The sequence below is a fragment of the Nocardia sp. NPDC051911 genome, assembly GCF_040681035.1.
Taxonomy (GTDB): domain Bacteria; phylum Actinomycetota; class Actinomycetes; order Mycobacteriales; family Mycobacteriaceae; genus Nocardia; species Nocardia sichangensis.
Map to the genome: position 1 here is coordinate 30,502 of NZ_JBFAXY010000042.1, position 21,281 is coordinate 51,782.

General features: G+C 69.7%; 21 protein-coding genes. 10 read left to right on the plus strand and 11 right to left on the minus strand.

Annotated elements, in window-relative coordinates; genetic code table 11:
• Positions 1–82 precede the first annotated feature (82 nt).
• Positions 83–781, plus strand: coding sequence for a CoA pyrophosphatase (locus tag AB0L97_RS34410; protein WP_355078375.1), 699 nt, complete (start codon positions 83–85; stop codon positions 779–781).
• On the opposite strand, the gene AB0L97_RS34415 is transcribed toward AB0L97_RS34410, so the two are convergent.
• The 6 genes from AB0L97_RS34415 to AB0L97_RS34440 form a co-directional block, all read right to left on the minus strand.
• Positions 753–1,436: a methyltransferase domain-containing protein gene (locus AB0L97_RS34415; protein ID WP_355078374.1), complete on the minus strand. Its 684-nt coding sequence runs from the start codon at positions 1,434–1,436 to the stop codon at positions 753–755. The genes AB0L97_RS34410 and AB0L97_RS34415 overlap by 29 nt on opposite strands.
• The gene (locus AB0L97_RS34420) at positions 1,433–2,815 is read right to left on the minus strand and encodes a radical SAM protein (protein ID WP_364438068.1); all 1,383 of its coding nucleotides are present in this window, start codon (positions 2,813–2,815) and stop codon (positions 1,433–1,435) included. Before AB0L97_RS34420 ends, AB0L97_RS34415 begins: the two co-directional genes overlap by 4 nt.
• Entirely contained in the window at positions 2,805–4,142 is a 1,338-nt protein-coding gene (locus tag AB0L97_RS34425) for a radical SAM protein (protein ID WP_364438071.1), read from the minus strand. Before AB0L97_RS34425 ends, AB0L97_RS34420 begins: the two co-directional genes overlap by 11 nt.
• On the minus strand, positions 4,142–4,387 hold the full coding sequence (locus tag AB0L97_RS34430; protein WP_355078371.1) for a hypothetical protein: 246 nt from the start codon (positions 4,385–4,387) through the stop codon (positions 4,142–4,144). Before AB0L97_RS34430 ends, AB0L97_RS34425 begins: the two co-directional genes overlap by 1 nt.
• A 120-nt stretch (positions 4,388–4,507) precedes the next feature.
• Complete coding sequence (locus AB0L97_RS34435; RefSeq protein ID WP_364438075.1) at positions 4,508–5,290, minus strand: TrmO family methyltransferase; 783 nt, start codon at positions 5,288–5,290, stop codon at positions 4,508–4,510.
• 15 nt (positions 5,291–5,305) lie between these two features.
• Positions 5,306–6,226 carry a tetratricopeptide repeat protein gene (locus tag AB0L97_RS34440; protein ID WP_364438078.1) on the minus strand — a complete coding sequence of 307 codons (921 nt, stop codon included), beginning with the start codon at positions 6,224–6,226 and terminating at the stop codon, positions 5,306–5,308.
• A 108-nt stretch (positions 6,227–6,334) separates the two neighbouring features.
• Between AB0L97_RS34440 and AB0L97_RS34445 the strand changes: the two genes are divergently transcribed.
• Genes AB0L97_RS34445 through AB0L97_RS34470 form a run of 6 tightly spaced genes read left to right on the plus strand, consistent with a single transcriptional unit; the run spans position 6,335 to position 11,832 of the window.
• Positions 6,335–6,919, plus strand: a complete 585-nt coding sequence (locus tag AB0L97_RS34445) for a biotin transporter BioY (RefSeq protein WP_364438081.1) — start codon at positions 6,335–6,337, stop codon at positions 6,917–6,919.
• Entirely contained in the window at positions 6,912–8,033 is a 1,122-nt protein-coding gene (locus AB0L97_RS34450) for an AMP-binding protein (protein WP_364438084.1), read from the plus strand. Before AB0L97_RS34445 ends, AB0L97_RS34450 begins: the two co-directional genes overlap by 8 nt.
• Complete coding sequence (locus AB0L97_RS34455) at positions 8,030–9,157, plus strand: thiolase family protein (RefSeq protein WP_364438087.1); 1,128 nt, start codon at positions 8,030–8,032, stop codon at positions 9,155–9,157. The genes AB0L97_RS34450 and AB0L97_RS34455 overlap by 4 nt, the downstream gene beginning before the upstream one ends.
• Entirely contained in the window at positions 9,154–9,834 is a 681-nt protein-coding gene (locus tag AB0L97_RS34460; protein WP_355078365.1) for an ABC transporter ATP-binding protein, read from the plus strand. Before AB0L97_RS34455 ends, AB0L97_RS34460 begins: the two co-directional genes overlap by 4 nt.
• A complete protein-coding gene (locus tag AB0L97_RS34465) occupies positions 9,831–10,433 on the plus strand; it encodes an energy-coupling factor transporter transmembrane protein EcfT (RefSeq protein WP_364438091.1) in 603 nt (200 codons plus the stop codon). The genes AB0L97_RS34460 and AB0L97_RS34465 overlap by 4 nt, the downstream gene beginning before the upstream one ends.
• Complete coding sequence (locus tag AB0L97_RS34470) at positions 10,426–11,832, plus strand: AMP-binding protein (RefSeq protein ID WP_355078363.1); 1,407 nt, start codon at positions 10,426–10,428, stop codon at positions 11,830–11,832. Before AB0L97_RS34465 ends, AB0L97_RS34470 begins: the two co-directional genes overlap by 8 nt.
• Positions 11,833–12,013: 181 nt before the next feature.
• Here AB0L97_RS34470 and AB0L97_RS34475 read toward each other — a convergent pair whose 3' ends face one another.
• The 3 genes from AB0L97_RS34475 to AB0L97_RS34485 all read right to left on the minus strand — a co-directional run bounded on the left by AB0L97_RS34475 (position 12,014) and on the right by AB0L97_RS34485 (position 16,358).
• On the minus strand, positions 12,014–13,393 hold the full coding sequence (locus tag AB0L97_RS34475; protein ID WP_364438095.1) for a DUF5933 domain-containing protein: 1,380 nt from the start codon (positions 13,391–13,393) through the stop codon (positions 12,014–12,016).
• Positions 13,394–13,546: 153 nt separating this feature from the next.
• The gene (locus tag AB0L97_RS34480) at positions 13,547–14,917 is read right to left on the minus strand and encodes an amidase family protein (RefSeq protein WP_364438098.1); all 1,371 of its coding nucleotides are present in this window, start codon (positions 14,915–14,917) and stop codon (positions 13,547–13,549) included.
• A 220-nt stretch (positions 14,918–15,137) separates the two neighbouring features.
• On the minus strand, positions 15,138–16,358 hold the full coding sequence (locus AB0L97_RS34485; protein WP_356968133.1) for a helix-turn-helix domain-containing protein: 1,221 nt from the start codon (positions 16,356–16,358) through the stop codon (positions 15,138–15,140).
• A 396-nt stretch (positions 16,359–16,754) separates the two neighbouring features.
• Between AB0L97_RS34485 and AB0L97_RS34490 the strand changes: the two genes are divergently transcribed.
• Complete coding sequence (locus AB0L97_RS34490; protein WP_355078359.1) at positions 16,755–17,231, plus strand: HAD-IIIC family phosphatase; 477 nt, start codon at positions 16,755–16,757, stop codon at positions 17,229–17,231.
• A gap of 150 nt (positions 17,232–17,381) precedes the next feature.
• Positions 17,382–18,383, plus strand: coding sequence for a helix-turn-helix domain-containing protein (locus tag AB0L97_RS34495; RefSeq protein WP_364438103.1), 1,002 nt, complete (start codon positions 17,382–17,384; stop codon positions 18,381–18,383).
• Here AB0L97_RS34495 and AB0L97_RS34500 read toward each other — a convergent pair.
• Positions 18,348–19,226, minus strand: a complete 879-nt coding sequence (locus AB0L97_RS34500) for a sigma-70 family RNA polymerase sigma factor (RefSeq protein ID WP_364438105.1) — start codon at positions 19,224–19,226, stop codon at positions 18,348–18,350. The two genes, AB0L97_RS34495 and AB0L97_RS34500, sit on opposite strands and share 36 nt — an antisense overlap.
• 105 nt (positions 19,227–19,331) lie before the next feature.
• On the opposite strand from AB0L97_RS34500, the gene AB0L97_RS34505 reads away from it, so the two are divergent.
• Positions 19,332–19,679 (plus strand): DoxX family protein, encoded by a 348-nt coding sequence (locus AB0L97_RS34505; RefSeq protein ID WP_364438108.1) that lies wholly within the window; start codon positions 19,332–19,334, stop codon positions 19,677–19,679.
• Between the two features lie 13 nt (positions 19,680–19,692).
• Here the strand turns inward: AB0L97_RS34505 and AB0L97_RS34510 are convergent, their stop codons facing one another.
• Positions 19,693–21,279, minus strand: a complete 1,587-nt coding sequence (locus AB0L97_RS34510; RefSeq protein WP_364438111.1) for a GMC family oxidoreductase N-terminal domain-containing protein — start codon at positions 21,277–21,279, stop codon at positions 19,693–19,695.
• Between the last annotated feature and the right edge of the window lie 2 nt (positions 21,280–21,281).

The window sequence follows — 21,281 nt, forward strand, 5'->3', positions numbered from 1 at the left end:
CCGATACGGTGACAGGTGAGGCAGTTGCTGTCAACGACTTCCTTTGTCGCGCTCGTCGATGGGGAAGGGCAAGATCGAAGCCATGGAGCCGACCCCGACAGCGCCGCTACCGAGGAGCATCGACGAATTCCGTGTGCTCGCGCATTCCCGCTTGGCCGCATTCCCGCGCATCGAGGTGGCCGACCTGCCCGGTGTGCGCCGCGCGGCGGTGGTGCTGTGCGTGGTCGAGGAGCCCGGCGGGCCGCTGTCGGTGATCGTCATCAAGCGGGCCTATCGTGGCCGCAACGCCGGACAATGGGGCCTGCCCGGCGGCCGGCTGGACGAAGGCGAGACCACCGAACAAGCCGCCTTGCGCGAACTGCGCGAGGAACTCGGCCTGGACGCGCGGCCGGGTGATCTGCTCGGCGCACTCGACGACTTCCCGGCGGCCTCCGGTTTCACGATCACGCCCCTCGTTCTGGCACTGAACGACGCGACCCGGTTACGCCCGAATCCGGATGAGGTCTACTCGGTGCATCTGGTGGATCTGGCCCGGGTGGCCGCCGAGGACACCCCGCGCTGGGTCCGGGCCGAGGACGCGGTACGGCAAGCGGAACTGCGCGACGACACCGCGCCTGCGGGCGAAGCGGGCCTGTTGCAGATGCGGCTCGGCCCGAACATGACCATTCACGCACCCACCGGCGCGCTGCTGTGGCAATTCCGCGAAGTGGTCCTGCTCGGCACGGACCCTGACGCGGCCAGAGTCGCCCACTTCACCCAGCCGGATTGGACCCATCGCTAGTTCTCGACGGCGTGACGGTCCAGCCGCGTCGAGGACTCACCGCCTCCGGGGCGATCTCCTCGACCAGGTCGAGGCCCGCCGTGCCGAGTAACGCGTGCATGTGAGCCTGCGACCACCCGCGGATCCGTAGCGGCGGTTCGTCGCGTTCGGTGAAGATCGCCGTCCCGTCGGCACAGACCTGGGCGGGCAGCCCACGCTGCGCGAGCCGATGCGCGTCCACCCAGGTGAAGACGCAGGTGCCCGAGTCGCCCAGCCGGGTGCGAATGCGGGTCAGCAGGGCCGCGTGGTCGCGTACATAGCCGAGGAGTTCGCCGACCGCGGAGATGAACGGGTAGTCGGCGTCGGCGTCGTCGAGGAACTCCGTCGCGGACTGCCGTCGATAGTCGACCAGAGGGCTGTCGCGGTATCTGGCCTTCGCCAGCGACAGCATGCGCGCGGAGATGTCGACGAGGACCACCTGTCGGCCTGCCCGGACGAACGCCGCGGCCTCACGCCCGGAGCCGGAACCGAGGAAGAGCGCGGGGGCGCCACCACGGCCCGCGAAACGGGACAACGCCGCGAGAACCGCGGCGTCGAACCGCGCGGGCGGCAGATCCCAGCGCGCGTGGTCGTGCGCATCCGCGACGGCGTCGAAGGATTCGGCCCTGCCGGTCATCGGCGCAGCCGTCGGATGTCGTCGAGGATCGCGGCGATCTGGCGCGCTCGGTAGGCGTCGAGGTCGCGAAGTTCGGGGGGTTCCGGACCCAGCCCGAGACGTTCCTCGAAGGCGAAACGGCAGCGCATCAGCCGCTCCAGCGCACCGTCGCTGCACTGCTCGTGATCGGCTTCCCGCGCGACGGCCGCTCGGTAGATCCGATCGACGTCCGGTTCGGTGAACCGGTAACCCAGCGGTGCGAACGACGTCGACGGCTCGGCGATCACCTGGGTGCGAAGTTCCCTGTGGGCGAGGGTGTTGCGGAACGGGATCAGCGTGGTGAGGCTGAAGGACCGGTACAGCCGGTGTTCGTCGAGCCAGCGCAGGCTTTCGTCCAGCTCGTCGAGTGTGCTGCGCGGCTCGAAGACGATCAGCGAAGCGACCAGACCCACGTCCCGTTGCCGCAGGCGGCGCACCATCCTGGACAACTCCTCCGGTGTCGTGCCCTTTCGCAGTCGGCGCAGCACCGAAAAGGAACCGGATTCGACACCGGCGTGCACCTGAATCAGCCCCACCGAATGCAAGGTGTCGAGTACCCGGTCGAGCGTGCGGTCGAGCCGGGCGTAGATGGAGAAGCGGACCTCGATGTTCCGGCTGCGCAGTTCGTCGGCGAACCGCTGTGCCCAGTCGACCGCGGCCGGTGCTCCCAGAAAGTTGTCGTCGACGAACTGTACGCGTCGAATGCCCTGGCCGACAGCGTGTTCCGTGATCTCGCCGACCACGTCGGCGGGTTCGCGCGGCTGCCACCGGCGGACACGGGGCGCATCGGGAACGCCGTCGACGGCGCAGAAACTGCATCCGTGCATACAGCCGCGTGTCGCTTCGATGTCGAGTACCCCGCGAACGCGGGCGAAGCGAGGGAATCGGCGCTGCGGCGTGATCGTCTGCCAGGTATCGGGTGGCGCGGGCGGTGTTCGCCCGCAATGGGCCAGGCAGGTCGCGACCACCCGGCCGACGTCACCGGAATCCGCGACCGCGTCCACCTGCGCGGCCACGCCGGGCTGTACCGACACCGCGGCCGCGGCCCGGCCCACCACCAGCACGCACGCATCGGGGTGGACCGCCCGGGCGGCGCGAATGGCCGCGCCGACCCCGTCCGAGATCCGGTAGAGGGTGTCGAACACGATGACCGGTCGCGGCGCGAGCGAGCGCAGGGCCGCGACCAGCCCCTCCGGATCGGCGGCGGAATCGTAGTAAGCGCAGACGATCCCGGCTCGCTCGAGTGCCGAACCGATCCCGCCGAGCCGGAGGTTCTCGTAGGGCAGGTTGTAGGCGAGCGAGGACCCGTCCTGAATATTGACCAGCAGCGCCCTCGCAGGCGCGGGGTGTTCAGGTGACACTGACGATCGAGAGCAAGCGATCCCGGATGAGCGTTCGATTGATCTCGCAGCGCACGTCCGGTCCGTTCTCCAGCTCGCCGGTCTGCGAGTTGTACCAGCGTGCCTGGCAGTCGCCCGCGCACTGCCACTTCGCGAAGCAATTCCTGCACTTCGGAATCTTGTTGACATCGTGCAAACGCAGCTTCGCTATGCGGTTGCCGTCCACGTCGAACGTCCGCGTTTCTCGGTTGTACCGTCCGTAGTAGGCGTGCGGCGCGCGTTTGTCGTCGTCGTACATTATTTCGTAGCAACTCGAAATATGGCCGTCGGAGGTCAGCGAGAAATTCGGATCGGTGACGCCGCAGAACGTTCTCCGGACATGGGGAAAGGTGGCCAGCGCACCCGACACCACGATCGTCCTGCCGTATTCGTCGGCGATCTCCTGGGCCGCGTAATAGCCGCGTACGAATTCTTGCGCTTCGGGTTCGCCGAAGACCACCGAGCGGCCACGGCCGGTGCCGAGCACCGGCCCCAGATGGAAACGTGGCAGGTCGAATGTCGAACAGAGGTAGCGGGCGATCTCCGGCATTCTGCCGACGGCGGCTCGGCTGATCGTGGACTTGATCATCAGATCCGGAACGCGCCCGGTGAACAGCTCGATGACCTCGCGCACCCGGGAATACGACGTGCCGCCGCGCACGGTCGGACGCTGGAGATCATGGATCGCCGCCGGACCGTCGTGGGACACTTGCACGCTGTCCATGTTGTCGGCGATCCACTGCGCCTTGGTGTCGCTGATCAGCCCGTTCGTGACCATGCTCGCGTTGACGCGCAGATCGCCCGCTTCGTTGCGCGCGTACTCCCGGCCCCAGTCGACCACCGTGCGGATCAGGTCGAAGTCGAGCGTCGGTTCGCCGCCGCCGTGGAAGTTGAGATAGGCGGTGCCCGCGCCGCTCGCCGCCGCGTTGTCGATCACGAATTTCGCGGCGTCCAACGCCATCTGGCGGTTGTACAGGTCGACCGGGTAATCACCGGCGTCGGCGTAGCAATAGGTGCAGCGGAGATTGCAGGCGGCGGTGACCATGTAGACCACCCCGGTCGGCGCGAACGATTCGTCCCAGGTGCCCACGGGGGCGGGGCTCGGCGTGTCGGCGGGCACGATGAGCCCGAGCCCGTGCAGGTACCGCAAGGTCTCGCGGCTCGCGGAGCTCTGCCCAGAGCGGAGTTCGGCGGCCGTCTGCGGTGCCAGGCGGCTGATGACGCCCTCGAACGGCGCGTAGAGCAGGTGGCCGTCGTCGACATCGACGACGAACACCTCCTCGGCGATCTTGAACCGGCCGTCGGACATCAGAACACCTTGCATTCCCCGACGCACTGCGCGCACATGCGATTGTCCTGAACGGTGGGTGCGCCGATCCGCACCGTGTGCGCGGGCTCTTCGCCGGGTGCGCAGCAGAATTCCGCCGAGTCGAACAGGAGATTCAATGTGACGCGGTCGGATTTGATATCACCGAGCAGAGTTTCGGACATGGTCGCGCTCCCGTTCAGATTTCGATTCAGAAAATACCAGAAAAACAGTACCGAGCCGGACACGGTCGCGCCGTCGATCGCCTGGACGGCCTACCGCGGAAATGGCGTGTCGCCCGCGTGTCCGGAGAATTCATTCGGCCGAATGTCGTTCGTTCGCCCGACTGCCGATCGGCGCCGGATATGTTATTGCGGGTACTGGGTGATGGCCCACTCCGAGCCGGTCCTGCGTGCGGAAAGTCTGCGCGTGGGTTCCACGAATTCGACGACCGGTTCGTCGGTGTCCGACAGCGTCACACCCAGCCGGCCGTTGCCGAAGGTCGCGCCGGTGAGACCTTGCACACAGTCCACGAGATGGCCGTCGGCCCGGATATGGACCCGGAGCGCGGGATTTCCCAGCCACAAGTCGTGGTTCTGCACCAAAGTGGCCGCCAGCGCGCCGGTTTGGCCGACGCGGGCGCAGCGCTCGCCGTGGAAATTGTAGGCGGGGCGGGCCAGCACGGCGGCCAGTGTCCGGTGGTCGAGTTGCCGTTCGATGAACCGGCGATCCAGCCGCCGCGTGGACGGCACGCACTCCCAGCGCCAGTTGTACCTCTTGAGGTCGAGCACCGGTGAGTTGTCCACGAAATCCAGCCACTCGAACGCGATTTCGGTACCTCGGATGTCGAGCACCCGGCTCAGGGTCATGCCGAGCAGGTTGGGCCTGCACGACGACCGGATCGAGAAGGCGCCCTGCGCGTGGCGCGTGCCCGGGCTGCCCGTCAGCACCTCGGGATCGGCCAGATGGAACACCGCGATCACGTAAAGGTGATCACCCGGCTCGATTCCGTCCAGCGCCGCCAGATACCGTTCATCCAGCACCACCCGGGACGGAAGCCCTTCGGAGGGAACGTCATCGATCGTCGGCGCGGCGCAGCGCACCATGCCGATCGGAGCGAAAGCGGGCAGGGTCGGGGCAACCGGGATCATGCTGTACTCCTGGGATCAGTGGAATTCGGACGCACCGGCGGGCAGCCGCGCGTATTCGCGGCGGATCAGATCGGCGATCACCGCGTCGGCGCGACCGAGCAGCGGCACGGCGAGCGTGCTGCCATCGGAGAAGGGCCACCGGGCGCGGGTCCCCTTCGCTACCGCTGCCACCCGCTCCAGCAGCGCGGCAGCTCCGTCGAGGTCACCTCGGGCGGTTCTGCACCGCGCGATGTTCACCGCGAAGTGCAGCTGCTTACCGGTGAGATAGCGGTGGCCGTATTCCGAGCCCAGTCTGTGACAGGTGTCCAGCGCGGCGCGTAACCGGCGCTCGGCGGTGTCGTGGTCGCCGTCGTGGAATCGCAGCAGGGCGAGCACGGGCAACGCCTCGGCGCGAACGACGGCGGTCAGTTCTCGATCCGGCCGCGGCAGGTGCGCGCCGATCTCGTCCATCGTGGCCGTGGCCGCCGCGAGCCGGCCGCACTTGGCATCGGCGGCGGCGAGCTGGGAGTGTTCGATCAGTACGCGAGCGGTGACGATAGCGGCGAAGGCGTGCCGTGCCGACAGAACCTCCAGCTGTGCGCGGACCGCGCGGTAGTGGGCGGTGGACGCGGGCGCGGAGATCGTCGGCCCGAACGGAGCGATGCCCTCGAGCCGCAGCATGTGCCGCCGCACGCCGACGTCCAGGATCTCGAGCTGCCTGCGGGTCGGCGTCGGTGCGGACGTGGCGGATTCGTCGGCGCGAAGATAGGCCGCGATGCCGTCGCTGACCGCCGTCGTCGCGTGCGCGCGAAGGTCGTCGGCGCTCGGTACCGCCTCGGGACGCCGCGGTCGCGAATCGGTGTCGATCGATGCCTCCGGAACGAGTTGCTGTCCTCGCCGGGAAGCGGCTGCGGGCCCGGCTTCCCGGTCATCGGATGAGTCTGGCCGCGCGGGCACGAAAAATCTGTCCGACGATCGGAGGACAGATCACACCGAGCTCGGTGCGCGCCGCCGTACTCGGTTTGCTACCTTGAACGTCGTTCAAGTTCTAGGCGGAGGGTTGTCGTGGAGGGTGTCGAGAACTCTCGGGAGCCGAGGGCCGGTGTTTCCGCGCGGGATATGGCGCAGATCGCCGTCTTCGCGGCGCTGATCGCGGCGCTGGGCCTGCCGGGCGCCATCACCGTCGGGTTCAGCGGTGTGCCGATCACGGTGCAGACCCTCGGCGTGATCCTGGCCGGTGCGGTGCTCGGGGCGCGCAAGGGAACGGCGGCGGTTCTGGTTTTCCTGGCGCTCACGATGATCGGCCTGCCGCTGCTGTCCGGCGGCCGTACCGGTCTGACGGCGCTGGCCGGTCCCAGCGCCGGGTACCTGATCGGCTGGATCCCCGCGGCGCTGTTCATCGGGCTCGGCACCGCCCGCATCCTGCCGAAATACCCGGTCGTGCTCGGTCTGCTGATCAACGCCGTCGGCGGTCTGCTGATCATCTATTTGTTCGGCACCGTTGGCCTGCTGCTGCGCACCGATCTCGGCGTGCGGGCCGCCGTCACCACCAACTTCGCGTTCATTCCCGGCGACCTGCTCAAAGTCGTCGTCGCGACCGTGGTGGCCAAGGGAGTGCACCGCGCCTATCCCGGTGTGATCCGTGCCTAGTCCCGAACTCGGCGGCGCGGCCGACGCGCCTGCCGTCGACTTCGGTGGCCGCCGCTTCACCTACGGTGAACTCGACCGTGCGATCGAGCGATGGATCGCCGACAACCCGGACGAGCACGTCTACGACGCCTCGGCCCTGCCGGTTCCGGACGCGCTGATCCGCGTCTGCGCCGCGGCCCGGCGCGGCATCGCGGTCTTCGTCGAGAATCCCGCCGCGCGCCCGCACCGTACCGGCATCCCGGCTGGGGCGTTCCTGCTGGTGGCGACCTCGGGCTCGACCGGCCGTCCCCGGCCGCTGGCGCGCACGGCCGCCTCCTGGTACGACAGCTTCCCCGCGTTCACCGCGATCACCGGTGTTCGGGCGTCCGACCGCGTGCTGATCACCGGTCCGTTGCACGCGACCATGCATCTGTTCGGTGCGTTGCACGCGTTGTGGCGCGGCGCGTGCGTCACCGACGACCGATCGCGAGCCACCGTGGTGCACGCGGTGCCCGCCGTACTGCGTGAGGTGGTGGCTGCCTGCCCGCGCCTGCGCACCGCGATCGTCGCGGGCATCGCGCTCGACGACGGTGCGCTGGCGGCGGCCGGCCGCGTGGATGTCGTCGAGTACTACGGGTCTTCGGAGGTCTCGCTGGTGGCGGCGCGCCGTGTTCCCGAGCCGATGCGGCTGCTCGACGGGGTCGAGGCCGAGGTGCGCGACGGACTGCTCTACGTCCGATCGCCCTACCGCGTGCTCGGCGCGCCCGATTGGTTCGGCGTCGGTGACCTCGCCGAACTAGGCGACGACCGTGAGCTGACCGTGCTGGGCCGGGGCGACTGCGCGATCAACGTCGGCGGCACCGTGGTGGTCGCCGAAGAGGTGGAGCGCGTTCTCGAAGCGCTCGACGGCGTCGCCGCGGTGGCGGTGGTCGGCTCGCCGCACGCGGTGTTCGGGGAAACCGTCACGGCCGCGGTGCAGTTGGACGGACGCGCCGGGCTCGACGAGGTGCGGTCGCGAGCACGCCGCGTGCTGGCGAAGGAGGCGATGCCGCGCCGGTGGGTGCCGCTGCCCGCATTGCCGCGCACCGCCGCAGGGAAGGTGGCCAGGGGCGAACTGAAAGACTTGCTGGCATGAGCCCGGTTCCCGTCCTGGTAGCGCCGCGCCGCACGCCGATCGGCAACGCGGGCCACGGATTGTCCGATCTGACCACCACCGAACTGGCCGCTCCCGTGCTGCGCGAGGTGCTGACATCGCTGCGCGGCGCGGGCATCGACACCGACGTGGACGACGTGGTTCTCGGCAACTGCCTCGGGCCCGGCGGTGATCCCGCCCGGGTCGCCGCCTTGCGCGCTGGGCTGGGCGTGCATGTTCCGGGCGTCACCGTCGATCGGCAGTGCGGTTCGGGCCTCGACGCGGTGATGCAGGCGGCGTTGCGGGTGCGCAGCGGCGCGGACGAACTTCTCCTGGCCGGCGGGGTCGAATCGGCCAGCACCGCCCCGTGGCGGTTCTGGCCGCCCGTGGCGGACGCCGAGCCGGTGCGATACACCCGCGCCCCCTTCGCGCCACCGGGCTTTCCCGATCCGGACATGGGTGCGGCCGCCGACGATCTCGCGCGAGCGCGCGGCATCAGCCGGGAGCGGCAGGACGCCTACGCGGCCCGCTCGCACACGCTCGCCGCGGCCGCCGACTTCACCGCGGAGATCGTGCCGGTCGGAGGCGTGCACCGGGACGAACGCATCCGGGCGGGAATGACCGCGGCCCGGCTCGCGCGCCTGCGTCCCAGCTTCGGCGTCGACGGCACCGCCACCGCGGGCAATTCCTGCGGCATCTCCGACGGGGCGGCGGCCATGGCGGTCACCACCGAGGCGATGGCCGCCGGGCTGCCCGCTCTGCGGATCCTCGGCTGCGCGGTCGCCGGATCAGACCCGGCGTACCCGGGCCTCGGTCCGGTACCCGCAATCCGAAAACTGCTGCGTCGGACCGGTTTCGGTGTAGCGGACCTCGGCGTCGTCGAGATCACCGAAGCCTTCGCGTCGGTGGTCCTTGCGGTCGCCGACGAACTGGGCCTGGACGAGTCCACGATCTGCCCGCAGGGCGGCGCCATCGCGATGGGGCACCCGTGGGGAGCGTCCGGGGCCATCCTGCTGGTGCGCCTGGCGAGTCAGATGCTGCGTGCGGACGGCCCGGCGCTCGGTCTCGCGGCTTGCGCCATCGGCGGCGGGCAGGGGATCGCGGTCCTGGTGGAGCGAGTGTCGTGAGCGAGATCGTCTTCGACTCGGTGAGTCACCGCTTCGGCGAGCGAAAGGTGCTGCGCGACATCGACCTGCGGATCACCGAGCGCCGCGTGGGCGTCATCGGGTCGAACGGTTCCGGCAAGTCGACGCTGGCGCGCATGATCAACGGCCTGCTGACGCCGAGTTCCGGCACGGTCACGGTGGACGGTGTCGACGCGGCCCGCAAGGGCGCGCAGGTGCGACGGAAGGTGGGGTTCGTCTTCACCGATCCCGACACCCAGATCGTCATGCCCACGGTCGCCGAGGATCTCGCCTTCTCACTGCGCCGGACCGGGCTGAGCAAGCAGGAGATCGCGGCGCGCGTGCGGGAGATCCTGGAACGATTCGGGCTCGCCGGTCACGCCGAGCACCCCGCCCACTTGTTGTCCGGCGGCCAGAAACAGCTGCTCGCCCTCGGCGCGGTCCTGATCCGGCGACCGGAGGTGATCGTCGCCGACGAGCCGACCACTCTGCTGGACCTGCGCAACGCCAGGGTCGTCGCCGACGCGCTGGACGCGGTGGATCAGCAGGTGATCGTCGTGACGCATCAGCTGTCGCTGCTGGAGAGCTTCGAACGCGTCATCGTGATCGACGACGGGGCGGTGGTGTTCGACGGAACGCCCGGCGACGCCCTCGCGGCATACCGGGCGTCGGTCGAATGATCGGCCTGTACCGTCCGGGCGATTCGCCACTGCACCGGATACCCGCCGGGGTGAAGCTGGTGCTGCTGCTGGCGTCGATCGTGGCGACCACGGTACTCGTGCGCACTCCACCGCAGGTGCTGGTCACCGGGGCGGTGGTGGCGGGACTGTTCGCGGTAGCCGGGATTCCGTGGCGGGTCGCTGTGGCCCAACTGCGTCCGCTGGTGTGGATGCTGTTGATCATCGCGGTTTTTCAGGTGCTGATCACCTCGCCCGCGCGGGCCGCGGTGGTGTGCGGCTTGCTGGTGGTCTCGGTGGCGCTCGCGGCGCTGTTCACCCTCACCACCCGGGTGAGCGACCTGCTCGACGCCGTGACCCGGTGGCTCGGACCGCTGCGGCGGGTGGGTGTCGATCCCGAGCGGATCGGCCTGCTGCTGGCGCTGGCCATCCGATGTGTCCCGCTGCTGGCGGGGATCGTGCACGACGTCGCCGAGGCCCGGCGCGCTCGCGGCCTGGAATGGTCGATGACGGCGCTGGTCACGCCGGTGCTGGTGCGCGCGCTGCGGACGGCCGACGCGATGGGCGACGCCCTCGCCGCCAGGGGAGTGGACGATGACTGAACTGCTCGCCGCGCGGATCGCTCGGCAGGCCGCGGCGAATCCCGCGGCGACCGCCGTGGTCTCGGGACGCGAGGTGGTCGACTACGAGCGGTTCTGGTCGAAGGTCCTGCGCACCGCCGCCGGGCTCGACGGCATGCGCCGGGTGGCCGTGCTGCCCACGTCCGATGTCGAATCCCTGGTGACGGTGACCGCGGCGATGCACGCCGGGGTGAGCGTCGTCCTGCTGCACCGCCATCTGCTGCCCGATCAGTTCGGCCGTGTCCTCGCGCTGGCCGAGCCGGGAGCCGTCGTCGCGGCGCCGCACCAGCACCGGCGGTTGCGGCGGCTGGGATTCGACGGCGTCGTACGGACCGCCGCCGCGTTGGCATCCGATGCTCCGGCGGCCGGGGCGCGACCGGAGGCCGAACTGTTGGTGGGCATCACCTCCGGCACCACCGGTGAGCCGAAGCTCTTCGTGCGCGATCAGCGGTCGTGGGCCGCCACGCTGGATCGCTCCGATGCCACCTTCGACATCGGCGCCGGAGACCGGGTCTCGGTGCCCGGCGTGCTGGACCACACGCATTTCCTCTACGGCGCGTTGCACGCCTTGACTCGCGGCGCGACGGTGGACCTGCGACCGGTGGTCGACGCACTGAACGACGGTGCGACCCAGCTGTATTCGGTGCCGACGATCGCGTGGGACGTGGTGCGGGCGGGAATCGGCCAGGTCGGCGGCGTCCGGGAGGTGCTGTCCTCGGCGGCCCGGTGGCCGCTGGCGGGACGGCGAGCGTTGCGGGAGGTCCTGCCGAACGCCTCGCTCGTGCACTTCTACGGTGCGTCCGAGCTGAGTTTCGTGTCCTACGACCGTGGGCTCGGCAGTGCCGACGAGAAGTCGGCGGGCGAACTGTTCTCCGGTGTCGAGGCGTGCGTCCGTGACGGCCTGGTGTACGTGCGCAGCGACATGCTGTTCGACGGCTACCTCACCGCGGACGGCGTGGCAGGCGGTCCTGTCGACGGCTGGATGACGGTGGGCGACCGGGGCGAGGTGATCGGCAACCGCCTACGGCTGTTCGGCCGGGACAGCGAGATGTTGATCCGGGCGGGCCTCAACGTGGAACCCGCCGCCGTCGAAGCGGCGCTCACGGCGATACCGGGTGTCGCCGAGGCCGCCTGCATCGGCGTACCCGACGCGCGCATGGGGGAAGCGCCCGCCGCCGCGATCGTGCTCGGCGCGGGCGCACCGGAAGCCGACGAGATCTGGCGGCGGCTGCGCGCGACCTTGCCGAGTCCGAGTATGCCGGTGCGGATTCTGGTCGTGGACCGGCTGCCGCGTACGCCGCGGGGCAAACTGGATCGGGCGGCGCTGGCCTCGACGCTGGCCGCGCACCGCCGTGTCGGCCGCCCTGAGGTCGATCGCTGATCACCGGAGCGCGGCAGGACGGTGGTACGCGCTCGTCACCGACCGCGCGGCCCCTCAGCTCCGCCGGGATGTGACCCCTTTCGCCGGGCCACCGAAGCGCAATCCTCTGCGCTTCACGTGACCTTCCCTCCGGGACGATGATCGTCGCGGGGCGTCGACGCGGAAGCCGAGGGCACACAGATCACCGCGACGCGTCTGTCCGACGATCGGCGGGCTGATCCACCGCCGGGGCCGGGCTGCTCGATTCCGCCGACGACGTACCGAACCACGTCAGGTAGAACAGGATCGCCAGCGCGCCGAGCGCGCCGAGGATCACGATGCCGGACGGTAGCGGGTGCGTTGCCATCGGCACGGCGAAGAATCGGATGCACAGCAGCACGCCGGTGCAGACGCCGACACCCATCGCCACGATCCGGACGCGCTGCTGATCCCAGCCCCGATCCGGCTCGCGCAGCACGGATTCCACCGTCAGGCACAACGCCGCGCCCACGACCAGGTCGATGCCGTAGTGCGCGCCCAGGCCGAGCGTCGCGACAAGCGTGCACACCAGCCAGAACGCCCCGCCCCAGCGCAACCACAGCGGGCCGCGCCGGGAGTGGATGAACAGCGACAGCGCCCAGGCGGTGTGCAGCGACGGCATGCAGTTGCGCGGCGTGATGCCGTCGAAGCGCAGCGCGTCGATCGAGGACGGCACGGCCGGAACGACATCCGGCCAGACGTCGGCGATCTCGAAGCCGAGTCCCTGCGGTCCGTAGGCGAGCACCGGCCCCACCACCGGGAAGACGACGTACCAGATCGGCCCGACGAGGCCGAGGGTCAGGAACGTGCGCACCAGGTAGTGCCGTGGCCACGCGCTGGTCGTGACGCCGCGTAACTGCCAGGCCGCGACCAGGACTGCCGCCAGCGGAAGCTCGAAGTACACCCAGCGCACCACACCCGTCGCCAGCGGTCCCGCCACCTCGAGCGCGTGCCCGACCAGCCAGGACGGGCTGCCGAGGGCGCGATCGGCGACTTGTACATACGGATCGAGGACTGTCGGGCAGGCCCACGCGGTGATGTCCAGCCAGATCTCACTGATCTTCGTCGCCGCGATCAGCAGCGCGCCGAAGGCGATGGTGCGCAACGCCGTGCGGCGTCGTTGTCCGTCCCACCGCACGAACGCGAGCACCGCCAGTGCGGTGAGCACGATGGTCGGGCCGTTGCCGACCGTGAACGGACGCCCGTCGGCCGTCCTTATGAGGACGAACGCCAGGTCGACGCCGATCGCCGCGGCGACGGCGCCCAAGCGTGCGCGCGCCGTGATCCCGACCAAGGCCAGCAGGAATCCCGCCCACGGTGTGGTCGCCGACTTCGGCGTTCCGGCGTAATCCCGCAGCAGGCTGGTCAGCGGGCCCAGCGCCCCGATGTGCGCGGCCATGAGTTCGCCGCCGATCAGCGCGACCACGATGGCCGCGATACCGCACCACACGACCATCGGCCGGAACCGACGCTCTCGGAGCTCTTCGATACCCACTCGCTCGCCCGGTGGGGTCAAGCTCCCTCGCACGTCGTTCACAAGCACCGGAACATCGTAAACACGGCATTAACGGCATATGTACGCGGAGATGCTCGCGCGCCGGCGAGAGCGCGCCGTCCGGGTCCGGTCGGTGGAAAACGGCTGGCGTCGATCTTTTTCGGGGACCGTGGTGCTGACGCGAGCGGCGGTGACGGTCCGCTACGGGATCGACGCGTCGGCCAGCGGAGCGTGCCGCTGCCACGGACGGATCTGCTCCAGCTGTGCGGCGACCGCCAGCAATGTGGTTTCGCCGCCGGGCGCCGCGGCGAGCTGCACACCGATGGGCAGTCCGGTGTCGGACTGCCCGGCGGGAACGGAGATCGCCGGGTAACGGACCGTGTTGAACGGCGGCGTGAAGGGAATGAAGCGGGATACGTCGAGCAGGGTGCCCGGAAATCCCTTCCCGGCGAAGGTTCCGACCGGAACCGGCGGGGTCGCCAGGGTGGGTGTGAGCAGAAGATCGTGCTCGGTGAACCACGCGGCGAATCGTTCGGACTGCCGTGCCGGGGGAGCGTCGGGTACACGACGCATCCGGCCGATCACGCGTCCGGCCCGGGCCACCTTGCGGGTCAGCGGTTCCAAAAGGTCCGCGCTCAGGTCGGTGGTGTCCTCGGCGACGCCGGCGAAGTAGCGGGCGAGGAAACCGAGCGCGTCCTGTGGTCGCCACGGCGGAGCCACCTCGGTGACGGTGTGGCCCGCCGCACGCAGCGCTTCGGCCGCCGCCAGCATGGCAGTGCGCACCTGCGGGTCGACGGAGGCTCCGAGAACCGGTGGCCGAGCGGTCATGCCGATTCGCAGGGCCTGCTGGGGTGCGGCCGGTGCCAAGTAGCGGTCGTCGGCCGTGAGCACCGCCAGCAGCAAGGCCGCGTCGGACACCGTGGTGGCCAGCGGTCCGAACGTCGACAGGCCGAGCCAATTGGAGCCGAGTTCGGGAGGCCGCGCGATCACGCCGTCGCCTGGCTTCAGGCCCACGAGCCCGCAACAGGACGAGGGGATGCGGATCGAACCGCCGCCGTCGGAACCGATTGCGAGCGCGGTCATTCCAGCGGCGACCGCCGCGGCGCCGCCGCCGGTGGATCCGCCCGGAGTGTGCGTGAGCAGCCACGGGTTGCGGGTGATGCCGTGCGCGACGCTCTCGGTGACCGGCCACTGACACAGCTCGGGCACATTGGTCTTGCCGATCAGCAGCGCGCCCGCGGCACGCAACCTGCGGACCAGCTCACTGTCGGACTCGGCCGCGGTCTGCCGCGCCGCGCGCGAACCGTGGCCGGTCACGCACCCGGCGAGGTCGAGATTGTCCTTCACCGCCACCGGAACTCCGGCGAGCGGGAGGTCGGCGAGATCGCTACGGGTGGCCAGGGCGCGGGCTTCGCGGCGCACCTGCTCGTGGCGCACGATGCGGAAGGCGTTGATCCGTGTATCCAGTGCCGCGATGCGGGCAAAATGCTCGTCGGCCACCTCCAGCGGGGATACCTCCCGGCTCCGGACTCCCGCCGCGATTTCTCCCGCCGACGCGCCCACCCATGTCATCGCAACCTCCTGGTACCTCTGGTTGCGACGACCCGGGCTGTGCCGCCACCGGCCTTCGTAACTCGTGGCTCACGGTAATCGTCGATCTGTGACACCACAATGACCAGCGCCTTGTCGTTCCCGCGCATGGGAACGGGAGGCGGGGCGAGTGATCCACGCGGGGTCGTCGCGGTCCGCCGCCGGCCGCGGACGGCGACGAACCCGTGAACGCGTCGAGCGGTCAGGTCGTGCGATACGTGCGGGCGACGAGTGCCGAGCGCAAGTACCACAGGCCCGACGGCTGCGACGGGTCGAATCCGGTGAGCTGTCCGATCCGTTTGAGCCGGTAGTCGACGGTGTTGGTGTGGACGTGCAGCACGCGAGCCGTGCGCTGCCGGTTGAGGTTGTTGGCGATGTGCCGTTGCAGCGTCTCCAGCAGTTCCGGGTGCGCGTCCAGCGGATCCAGCAGCGAGCCGAGGTACTCGCGGCCGGGCCCAGGTCTGGTCAGCTGATATTCCAGCGCCAGCTCGTCGAAGCGGTACAGCCCGGCCACCGCCTGCAATCGCTGCACCATGTCGAGCAGTTCGTGCGCCTGGTCGGCGGCGGTGGGAATCTTCTCGGGGGTGGCCTCGACCATGGTCGCGGTGACGCCCACCTGCGCGGCGTGCGACAGCTGGGTGACCAGGGCGTCGAGCTGCTCGTTGTTCAAGTGGCCCGACGGGATGAGCACCGTGCCGCCGTCCACGCTCAGCAGCGACAGCGCGGCCTCGCCGCAGCGCGTTGCCAGCTCGGCCTGGACCCGCCGCAGTTTCCTGCGGGCGACGACCTTGCCGTCGACCATCGGATTGCGTTCCTCGCGGTGCGGCGGAATCGCCACGGCCAGAACGGCGTACGAGGAGGCGATGGCGATGCCGCATTCGCGCGCCATGGTGGAGGTGCTGTGCCCGCCGAGCAACGCGGAGGTCAGCGTGTGCACGGCGGTGTGGTGCTCGCTGACCACCGCGCGCAGCTCGCGGACGTAGGCCATGGAGACCGCCGAGTTGATCATGTCGAGCATCTCGACCACCATCTTGGCGCCGTCGACGAGGTCGTCGTAGTCCTTCATCGTCGCGTCGGACACCACCAGCTCCAGGCCCATCTTGAAGCCTTCGTGGATCGAGTGGTGGATGGTGTCGATCGGTACTCCCTCCCGCGCCCATCCCGCGGCGGCGTCGCCGAGCCGCTGGAGTTTCTCCGGGAGGTCTTTACCGTCGAGCATGCTCACCGCCAGCTCCAGGCAGACCCGGGTGATGGTGGTGACGTCGCCTGCGATGGCGTCACCCGGTAGGGTTCCGCACGGGATGACGTTCTCGACGAAGTGGCCGACCATCTGACGCGATAGCCCGCGAACGTCTTTCAGTGGCGACGACATCGGCTTTCCCGACAGGGTCAGGCTCGGCCGGGCCGAACTGTCGACGGACATTGGCGACTCCCTTCCGCCCACGATTGCTGTGCAGCGCATTCACACTAATCTGTTGATCTCTTCCGCGGACCCGATCGACGGGTTCTGTGAGAGCGAGTGAGACCGTCCGGCAGGGAGTTGTGAGCGGTCACAGCAGCTGGACGTGCGACCGATTTCCGGTGACCACCTGCCCATTTCCGGCTCGGCCCACCGGCTCGTCGCCGGGTGCGGAGCGCAGCCGGTTCGGTCGTTGCCGCGAGGCGCGGCCGACATGCCGGTAGGATCACCCGCGCCGGTCATGGCCATGTAACCAGGGTCTTGTCCGGCACGTGTCGTGTCCTGGATGGTGTGCAGTGCCCATCTGTCGCGCACGCCACGGCGGAAAGGCAGTGATGACGCAACGATAGGGGCAGGGCGATGACACCGGCTCTGAGATGTCTTGTCTGGGAAGTGGACAACACCTTGTGGGACGGTGCCGTGTGCGACGCGACCGTCGGCGCGTTGCGGCCCGCCGCGCTGCGCACCCTGCGCGTGCTCAGCGAACGCGGGATCTGGCACGCCGTGGCCAGTCGCGGCGAGCGTGAGTGGACGCTGGACAAGCTGTACCGGCACGGCGTCTACGAGATGTTCTCGGCCGTCGAGATCGGCTGGGGCCCCAAATCTTCGGCGATCGTCCGAATCGCGCGCACGCTCGGCCTCGGACTCGACACCATCGGCTTCATCGACCACGAGCCGGTGGAGCGCGCGGAGGTGGCCCGTGCGCTTCCCGCCGTGCGGTGTTATGCCGCCCGGAATGCCGACGTCCTGCCGGTGCTGCCCGATTTTCGGCCCGTCTTGCGCACCGGGCCCGCGCCCACGCCGCCGCTCGGATTCGCCCGGGTGCCCGTGCGCTGAGTGCGTAACGCACGGCGCGCCGACGGAATCCGGCGGTCGAGCCGTCCGCTGCGGCTCGGACTTCCCAGCGTCGCGAGGTTCGCGCGGCAGCCGTATCGTTCTGGCCGGCACTACGATATGCGGTGGATCCAGCGGCGATAGGTTCTCACCATGAAGTGCTACGGCGTGACCGCCAACGACGCCCAATCGTGGACCGCGATCGCCAACGGTTTCGTTCCGATGGACTACCGGTACGGCGATCCCGAACGGTGGTACTCGGGCATGACGGTGCAGGAATCGGCCGCCTACCGGTTGTTGCGCTGGGAGCAGCGCGGAACGAGTACCTCCTATCGCACCCGGACCAACATCCGCCACGGTCCGTGCGACGACTTCTATTGGGTGGTCATCCCCGAACGGGGCGTGTACTCGGTGCGCTATCGCGGCGAGGAGACGCGGGCGCGGGCGGATCAGGCCGCGGTGACCGCACTCGACGATCTGTGCCAGATCCATATCCCGCTCTTGTCCGCCTTCGCCATCCAGCTGCCCCGGGCCGAACTCGATCATCGCGCGGGACCGCTCGCCGAACGCGGCATGACGATCGACCTGAACTCCGGACTCGGCCGGATCACCCAGGCCATGATCCGCAGCACCCACGCCGAGCAGTCGAACCTCTCCGACCACGAGTTCAACGCGGTGTGTGACCGGATCGCCGAATTGCTGAGCCTGATCTCGCTCGGCGAAACCCATCCGCAGCGCGGTCATCACGCTCAGGTCGTCGCGCAGATCCGGCAGTACGTGCGCGCCAACGTCGGCCGGGACGACGTCCGCCTGCCCGCGGTGGCGCACGCGCTGGGCTGGTCGCCCCGGCAATTGCGCTCGGTGCTGCAGCAGGTCGGCACCACCTATCGCGACGTGCGGCGGGAGGAGGCCCTGCGCGCCGCGCGCGATCTGCTGGACGATCCCACCCGGGAGGATCCCATCCGCGAGTTGGCGATTCGCGCCGGATTCACCCCGGCGTGGTTCTCCGCGGCGTTCAAGGCCCGTTTCGGCGAGACGCCGCGAGAATTCCGGCGGCGCCGTGCGGCGGAGCGCGCCGAGCCGGATGCGGCCGGTGCGCTGAAACGAGTCGGGTCGAAATCAGCAGGGCAACAGGCTGATCGGGAGCCCGCGTAGCCGGGACGGATCGGCGGTCACCCGGTATCCGGTCACCCGGTCGCCGTGCACCGTGACGGTGAGCGCCAGCAGCAGCCTGCCACGCGGGGCTACGACGATACCCGGGTGACCTTCCACCAGCGCGAGCGCCGCAACCTGCGAACGCCTCCGCAGCAGCACGGTTTCCGCGGCGACCGACCCCGCGCCGCGCACGGTCGTGGCCACTCCGGCGGGGAGCGCGGCGGCGTCGGCCGTCCGGACCACGTCGGGCGCCAGGACGGACAACAGCCCGTCGAGATCGCCGCTGCGCGCCGCGCGCAGGAACGCCTCGACGACATGCCGCTGCGCGGCGAGCTCCTGGCCCGCTGTGACATCCACGCCCCGCACGCGCTGCCTGGCTCGGCTGGCCAGCTTCTTGGCGGTCGGCGTGGTGCGGCCGACGATCGGCCCGATCTCGTCGAACGGCACCGCGAACAGGTCGTGCAGGACGAACGCGACCCGCTCGTCGGGGCCGAGCCGGTCCAGCACCACCAGCAACGCCCGGCCGACCGACTCGATCAGGACCGCCTCGCGCTCCGGCTCGTTCTCCTCGGCGCCGCTGTCGAGCCGCGGCGGGTGGTCGAGCGGTTCCTCGCGCCGCGCCGCCCTGCCACGCAGCATGTCCAGGCAGATCCGGGACACGACGGTGGTGAGCCAGCCCGGGAGGTTGCGCACGTCATCGACGTCGTGGCGGGCCAGCCGCAACCAGGTCTCCTGCACCGCGTCGTCGGCCTCGCTCGGTGAGCCGAGCATGCGGTAGGCGACCGCGTGCAGATGGTCGCGCTGCACCTCGAATTCCCGCGCCAAGCCGTCTTCGGTGGGCATCGGTCACCTTTCCGCTCCGTGGTCCGTCATCGGGATGACGGATTCGACAGCTCAAAGGTGACCGTCGTCCGGACCGGGCGCGGCACCTGAGGAAAGGGTATTGCCATGGACATCGCCTACGTCGTCGCCACGGTGCTCGCGGCCGCGGCCGCCTTGCTCGCGGCCTGCATCGATGTGGTCCGCGCCGAGTGGGTGCGGACGAACATGCGCGCCTACGGAATCCCGGATTCGTGGCTGACGCCCCTGGCCGTGGTCAAGGCGCTCGGCGGGGCCGGACTGCTGGCCGGTCCGGCGTTTCCGCCGATCGGTGCGGCCGCGGCGGCCGGGTTGGTGCTCTACTTCGTGGGCGCGGTGCTGACCGTGGTCCGGGCGCGGCACTACAAACACATCGGATACCCGCTGCCGTATCTCCTGCTGGCCGCCGCCTCGCTCGGACTGTTCGTCGCGTCGTAGGCGAGAGGACCCCCTACCCGGCGAGGATGAACGAAGCCGCCTGCTCGCCGATGAACACCGCCGGTGCGTGCGTGTGCCCGCGGATGATGAGCGGCATCACCGAGGCGTCGGCGACCCGAAGCCCTTGTACGCCGCGCACTTCCAGCCGTGGGGTGACGACGCTGGCGGTGTCGGTGCCCATGCGGCAGGTGCCGACCGGGTGGTAGAGCGTGTGCGCGTACGAGTTGAGGGTCAGCTCGAGCACGGCTTCCGGTTCCGCCGGCGCCTGCGGCGGGTAGATCAGCGGGCCGAGGACCGCTTTCATCGACGGCTCCGCGGCGATGGCGGCGCACACGCGCAGCCCGGCCATGATGGCGGCGCGATCCGCGCCCGCGGAGTCGGACAGGTAGCGCGGGTCGATCAGGGGCTTGGCGGACGGGTCCGCGTCGGACAAGGCGATCCGGCCTCGGCTCTGCGGGCGCAGCAGCACCGTCGCCAGGATCACGCCGTGTTCGGTCGGGTCCTGCAGTCCCTCGTAGTAGAACGGCGCGGGCGCGAAGACCAGTTCCAGATCGGGGAACTCCAGATCCGTCCTACTGCGGATGAACCCGTACGCCTCGCCGACGTTCGAGGTGAGCATGCCGCGATGCCGGATGAAGTAGTCCAGCAGTTGGCGCGGCTTCTCCGCGTCGAACAGCGAATCCCCCGCGACGCCGTAGCCGATGCCCGCGACCAAGTGGTCCTGCAGATTCGCGCCCACCTCCGGCGCGTGGTGACGCACCTCGATGCCGTGGCGGGCCAGTTCGTCGCGGTCGCCGATACCGGAGAGCATCAGCAGTTGCGGGCTGTTGATCGCGCCGCCGCACAGCACGACCTCGCGCCGCGCGGTCACCGTGTGCGTGACACCGCCCTGGCGGTACTCGACGCCGACGGCGCGCGTGCCGTCGAACAGCACTCGGGTGGCGAGCGCTTCGCTGCGGATCGTGAGGTTCGGACGACGTAAGGCGGGCCGCAGATAAGCGTCCGCGGTACTCCACCGACGGCCCCCGCGCTGGGTGACCATGGTCTCGGTGAACCCGTCCGGCTGCGGCCGGTTGGGCGGCTCCACCTGGTAGCCCGCCTCCTGGACCGCGGCCAGGTAGGCGGCGGTGAGGCCGCGCGGGCTGCGCTGGCGGGAGACGTACAGCGGACCTTCGGTGCCCTCGTCGGGATACTGGGCGTTCTCCACGCGTTCGATGCGCCGGAACTGTTCGACGGCCGCCGCGAAGCCCCACTCCGCACCCGCCAGCAGCGCCCACTCGTCGTAGTCGGCGCGGAAGCCGCGCACCCACATCATGGCGTTCATCGACGACGAGCCGCCGAACATCTTGCCGCGCGGCCAGTAGATCTCGCGGTTCTTCAGCTCCGGCTGCGGCTGCGTGAGGTAGTCCCAGTCCACCTCGGAGCGGAACAGTTTCGCGAACCCGGCGGGGATGTGCGCGAATTTGTTCTTGTCCGGCGGGCCCGCCTCGAGCAGCGCCACCGTGGTGCCCGGATCGGCGCTGAGCCGATTGGCCACCACCGCGCCCGCCGATCCCGAACCGACGACGACGTAGTCCGCGGAAAGCTCACCAGATTGCACTT